We start from the raw sequence: 4476 nt of genomic DNA, 5'->3' as shown, positions 1-4476 counted from the left end.
ACAGGGGATGTGGGTCAAACGGTTTTGATTTCAGTTCCGGGTGGAACTGAACGCCGATGAACCAAGGGTGATCTTTCCATTCAACGATCTCTGGTAGGCTGCCATCTGGGGACATGCCAGAAAAACTGAGGCCTGCGGCTTCCAGCTTTTCTTTATAGGCAATATCGACCTCATAGCGGTGGCGATGACGCTCTTCGATTGCGGTGGTCCCGTAGACTTCCGCCACTTTGGAGCCTTCTGTCAGGGTCGCATCATAGGCGCCCAAACGCATAGTGCCGCCTTTGTCGTCGTCGGCTTTGCGGCTGACTTTCGCATTGCCCTGCACCCATTCTTTAAGGTGATACACAACAGGTTCAAAGCGCTTCTTGCCGGACGATTCATGGTCAAACTCTTCAGAGCCTGCGGCAGTCACGCCGGCCACGTTACGCGCCGCTTCGATCACGGCCATTTGCATGCCAAGGCAGATGCCAAGGTAAGGAATTTTGTTCAAACGCGCGTATTGCGCTGCTTTGATTTTGCCCTCTGTGCCACGTTCGCCAAATCCGCCTGGAACGACAATCGCGTGATAGCCCTCAAGGTAAGGTGCTGCATCGGCGCTATCGAAGACTTCGGAATCGACCCATGAGACGTTCACTTTGACACGGTTGGCCATGCCGCCATGCGTCAGGGCCTCTTTGATCGATTTATAGGCATCTTCGAGCTGAATATATTTGCCAACAATAGCAACGTTCACTTCACCATCTGTGTTGTGAATACGATCGGCAACGTCTTCCCACACGCGCAGATCAGGTTTTGGTGCTGGGTTGATATTGAACGCATCCAGAACCGCCTGATCGAGACCTTGCTCGTGATAGGCGAGGGGGGCCTCATAGATGGATTTCAAATCATAGGCTGCAACGACGCTCTCTTTACGCACGTTACAGAAAAGCGCGATCTTTTCGCGCTCTTTTTCCGGGATTGGCTGCTCAGAGCGACACACGAGAATATCTGGCGCGAGGCCAATGCTTTGCATTTCTTTAACAGAGTGCTGCGTGGGTTTTGTCTTTAGCTCGCCAGAGGCTGCCAGATAGGGCAGCAACGTGAGGTGCATGAAGATACATTGACCGCGGGGCTTATCGTGGCTGAATTGACGGATCGCTTCAAAGAAGGGCAGGCCTTCGATATCGCCAACAGTGCCGCCGATTTCGCAGAGCATGAAATCAACCTCGTCTTCGCCGATGGAAATGAAGTCTTTAATTTCGTTCGTCACATGTGGGATCACTTGGATCGTCTTACCGAGGTAGTCGCCGCGACGTTCTTTTTCGAGAACGTTTGTGTAGATGCGACCTGACGAGATGGAATCGGTGTTGCGCGCAGGCACGCCTGTGAACCGTTCATAGTGACCCAGATCGAGATCGGTTTCTGCGCCATCGTCCGTCACAAATACCTCACCGTGCTCAAACGGGCTCATCGTGCCCGGATCAACGTTGAGGTAGGGATCAAGCTTGCGCAAACGGACGGAAAAACCACGTGCCTGTAAAAGCGATCCCAATGCTGCAGATGCAAGACCCTTGCCGAGGGAGGACACAACGCCACCAGTAATAAAAATAAATCTAGCCATGTGCATAGCGCTCCCGTGTGGACCTAATCGCAGTGTGAGTGGGCGAAAGATTGGTCAAATTTCAAGTGATCGGCATCGCAAAAATACCGAGCATCACGGGATTTAAGCGTTACAGGATTCGTGCGAGTTTGGCAAGAGAACCGCTACATGATGTTGCGGAACCCTGCGAAGTCTCAAAAAGTTGTGGTGTTAGTCCGCGCGTGGAACCAGTGGCGCATCGTCGGCGGATGGAGGCAATAGATCGCTTCCTGCACCAAGATCGCTTGCTGGTGCGCTTTGCTCAGCAGCCGCTGGTGCATCGCCTAGACGATCTAGAACAGAGCTACCTGCAGATTTTTGCGCGGCAATGATTGTCAATGTAATCGACGTGATGATGAAGCAAATGGCCAAGATCCACGTGATTTTACCAAGGGCAGTCGCTGCTGCACGGCCAGACATTGCGCCGCCACCGCCGCCACCGCCGCCCATACCAAGGCCGCCCCCTTCGGAACGTTGCATCAAAACGACGCCGACCAGTGACAAAGCCAAAAGGAGGTGAATGATCAGAACGACGTTTTCCATGGGTGCCTGCGCGTTAGTGGTACAGCGTGCTATCTAGGCAATCATGAGCGCCCGTGCAACCCGTCAATCGGCCTGAGTGGTCTCAAAATACTGTGCATCGATCTCAACTGGGAAATTCACAGAGCGCGCAATGAAGCAGTGATTGTGGATTCGTCCATGAACTGCGTCCGCCAGCGCAGTGTCATTGCCCGGTAAAAGTCCGATCTTAGGACGCAAAAGTGCACGCACAAAACGACCTGTACCATCGGGGAGGCTTTCACCAGTGCCGATTGGATTGTCCTCATAGGAATGCACCGTCAGCCCCGCATCGGAGGCAAGATGCAAAAACCAGAGCATATGACAGGAACTTAGCGCTGCGATGAGCATGTCTTCGGGGTTATAAAGGGACGGGTCACCACCCAGCATCGGATCGTTCGAGCAGGCAATCGCAGGCTTGCCGTCGCTTTCTAAAGTCCACTCGCGGGTATAGGCGCGATAACTTGAGGTGCCTGTGCCCTTGTTTCCTGTCCAGCGCAGGGTCGCGTTGAAGTCATGTAATTTACTCATCGACGTCATCCATATCTGTTTGACCGGAAATCGAACGGCGAATGTGGGACCAACTAAGGCCGACACCCAAAACAAAGCTAAGCGCGACAATAGCGAGCCACTGGTTCAGGTTCTGATTCTCTAGCGAGAGCCAGCCGTAATCATAGAGCACCCAAAGAAGGGCAGCGACGACGGCGAGAACAAGAAACATGCCAAAGGCGCCAATAGAGCGGAGCGTTGCGCGTAAAAAGATGATGTAGCCGATCAGCAGGATCAAACCGCTGAGCACGATCATTGGCAGTTGCTCGCCGAAGTTCGTTAGCGACCAGCGCACCCAGTTATAGTCTGTCGGGTTGAAGGTTGCAGCCAGCAAAACAAATGCGATGAGCCATCTAATTGCGATACGGATCATAGGTCGAACTCCTTTGGCATAGATGTCGCGCAACTCTGTGAACATGTCCAGACGCGGTTTCGATTAGATGAATCACGCTCCTTTGCAGCGCAGCGCGACGCTTTAAAAGGTGTTTTGTGTGCAGATGCGGCGAAATAGGTGTTTCGCTTAGCACAGGCGCAGACTATACGGGCGCGGGTTTGACGTAATGGGAAAGGTCTCTCGCATGGCTAATGTGGTCGTTGTCGGCGCTCAATGGGGCGACGAAGGTAAAGGCAAAATTGTAGATTGGTTGTCAGAGAGAGCCGATGTTATCGCGCGCTTCCAAGGCGGGCATAACGCGGGCCATACGCTCGTTATTGATGGCGAGGTGTTCAAACTGAACGCGCTTCCGTCTGGCGTTGTGCGTGGTGGCAAACTGTCCATTATTGGTAACGGCGTGGTGCTTGATCCTTGGCACTTGGTCAAAGAGATCGCATCCATCGTTGAGCAAGGCGTTGAAATCACGCCGGAAACTCTGATGATCGCGGAAAATACACCTCTGATTTTGCCAATCCACGGCGAACTTGATCGTGCGCGTGAAGAAGCGGCCTCTAAAGGTACGAAGATCGGCACGACTGGTCGCGGCATTGGCCCAGCTTATGAAGACAAGGTCGGTCGCCGCTCTGTGCGCGTTGCTGATTTGGCCGATCAGGCGACGCTGGAAGCGCGTGTTGATCGCGCCTTGCAGCACCATGATCCATTGCGCAAAGGTCTCGGAATCGAGCCGATTGACCGCGATGCACTGGTCGCGCAGCTTGTTGAGATCGCACCGCAGATTCTAAAATATGCAGCGCCGGTTTGGAAGATTCTCAACGATCGCAAAAAGCGTGGCGATCGTATTTTGTTTGAAGGCGCGCAAGGTGCGTTGCTTGATATCGACTTTGGCACTTACCCTTTCGTGACCTCCTCCAACGTGATTGCAGGGCAGGCGGCAACAGGTGTTGGCGTGGGGCCGGGTTCCATTGATTACGTTCTGGGCATTGTAAAAGCCTACACAACACGCGTAGGCGAAGGCCCGTTCCCGACAGAACTAGACGACGATGATGGTCAGCGCCTTGGCGAACGTGGCCGTGAATTCGGCACAGTGACGGGTCGTAAGCGTCGTTGTGGCTGGTTCGATGCAGCTCTTGTGCGTCAAACATGTGCAACATCTGGCGTGACGGGTATTTCCTTCACAAAGCTGGACGTTCTAGACGGCTTTGAGACGTTGAAAATCTGCACGGGTTACATGCTTGACGGTGAGCGCATTGATTACCTGCCAACGGCAGCAGATCACCAAACGCGCTGCACGCCGATTTATGAAGAAATGCCGGGTTGGTCTGAAAGCACGGAAGGCGCTCGTTCTTGGGCGGATTTG

The 4476-nt window shown here is 53.5% G+C and carries 5 protein-coding genes; 1 reads left to right on the top strand and 4 read right to left on the bottom strand.

Features of this window, described 5'->3' with window-relative positions; all coding sequences use genetic code 11:
- From ABJQ89_RS10225 to ABJQ89_RS10210, 4 genes are all read right to left on the bottom strand, one after another.
- The coding region (locus ABJQ89_RS10225) for a CTP synthase (RefSeq protein WP_348496138.1) at positions 1–1600 on the bottom strand (1600 nt) is incomplete at its 3' end.
- 189 nt (positions 1601–1789) lie between these two features.
- Complete coding sequence (gene secG, locus ABJQ89_RS10220) at positions 1790–2161, bottom strand: preprotein translocase subunit SecG (RefSeq protein ID WP_348496137.1); 372 nt, start codon at positions 2159–2161, stop codon at positions 1790–1792.
- A gap of 63 nt (positions 2162–2224) precedes the next feature.
- Positions 2225–2707: an OsmC family protein gene (locus tag ABJQ89_RS10215; RefSeq protein ID WP_348496136.1), complete on the bottom strand. Its 483-nt coding sequence runs from the start codon at positions 2705–2707 to the stop codon at positions 2225–2227.
- On the bottom strand, positions 2700–3098 hold the full coding sequence (locus ABJQ89_RS10210) for a DUF6524 family protein (RefSeq protein WP_348496135.1): 399 nt from the start codon (positions 3096–3098) through the stop codon (positions 2700–2702). The genes ABJQ89_RS10215 and ABJQ89_RS10210 overlap by 8 nt, the downstream gene beginning before the upstream one ends.
- A 205-nt stretch (positions 3099–3303) precedes the next feature.
- On the opposite strand from ABJQ89_RS10210, the gene ABJQ89_RS10205 reads away from it, so the two are divergent.
- A partial coding sequence (locus ABJQ89_RS10205; RefSeq protein ID WP_348496134.1) for an adenylosuccinate synthase occupies positions 3304–4476 on the top strand: 1173 nt, incomplete at its 3' end.

This window comes from Planktotalea sp. (assembly GCF_039984035.1).
GTDB lineage: Bacteria > Pseudomonadota > Alphaproteobacteria > Rhodobacterales > Rhodobacteraceae > Planktotalea.
This window is presented reverse-complemented; position numbering and strand designations above follow the sequence as displayed.

Coding starts and splice junctions, on each gene's coding strand:
- secG (WP_348496137.1), bottom strand. CDS start 2,161: ATGGAAAACGTCGTTCTGATCATTCACCTCCTTTTGGCTTTGTCACTG.
- ABJQ89_RS10215 (WP_348496136.1), bottom strand. CDS start 2,707: ATGAGTAAATTACATGACTTCAACGCGACCCTGCGCTGGACAGGAAAC.
- ABJQ89_RS10210 (WP_348496135.1), bottom strand. CDS start 3,098: ATGATCCGTATCGCAATTAGATGGCTCATCGCATTTGTTTTGCTGGCT.